The organism is Streptococcus sp. HMSC064H09 (assembly GCF_001812625.1).
Lineage (GTDB): Bacteria > Bacillota > Bacilli > Lactobacillales > Streptococcaceae > Streptococcus.
In genome coordinates this window covers 37858-38711 of the sequence record NZ_KV809580.1, presented here as the reverse complement: position 1 = coordinate 38711, position 854 = coordinate 37858, and the positions used below count along the sequence as shown (strand labels likewise).

Here is an 854-nt window from a genome sequence, read left to right as displayed (position 1 = left end):
TGTGTCTAAGAAAAGTCCTAAAGACCGTTTGAAAATAGTGATTGACCTTGCTTCTATTTTCCTCTATCAGCTCAAAGAACTCATCTACTCTCTTCTCCTGAAAGTGAAAAAGCAAAAGCTGATAAAGAGTATAGTAGTCGGTGAGCTCTTCTGAAAAGACCAATGTCTTCTCAATGACTTCATGTGGGCTTAAGGTTTGACAAAATGTCTTCGAGTGAAATGAGTTACAAGATAGCTTACGACTGTCCTTTTGAAAAAGTCGCCAGTGATTTTTCAAGGCTCGATAAGGTAGTGACTTCTTATCAAACTGGTTCATAATCGCAATTCTTGTCTTTAAAAAGGCACGTCCAAGGTGCTGGATAATGTGAAATCGATCAAGAACAATTTTGGCGTTAGGGAAAAGTCTTCGAGCTAGTGGCATATAAGTTCCTGACATATCTATCGTGATAAACTGTACCTTTTGGCGAGCTTTCAACGGATACTTCAAAAAGTAGTTTCGAATAGTGGTTTGACGGCGATTATCGAGGATAGTTATGAGTTTGTTGGTCTCATAGTCTTGCGCCACAAAAGCGAGTTCACCTTTCTTGAACCCAAACTCATCCCAAGACATAACAGCTGGGAGCTTGTCATAATGTTCCTTGAAAGTAAACTGGTCAAGTTTACGATAGACAGTGGATGTCGATACACGAAGTCTTCTGGCAATATCCGTTAATGATAGCTTTTCAGTTAGAAGTTGAGCAACCTTTTGTCGGACAAGGTTTGAGATTTGGTGATTTTTCTCAACGATTGATGTCTCAGCGACCGTGACTCGCCTACAACTTTTACACTGGAAGCGACGTTTCTTCAGACGTAGT

General features: G+C 40.2%; 1 protein-coding gene. It reads right to left on the bottom strand.

Annotated elements, in window-relative coordinates:
• On the bottom strand, nt 1-854 hold an 854-nt coding region (locus HMPREF2867_RS11565), incomplete at both ends, for an ISL3 family transposase (protein ID WP_256263063.1).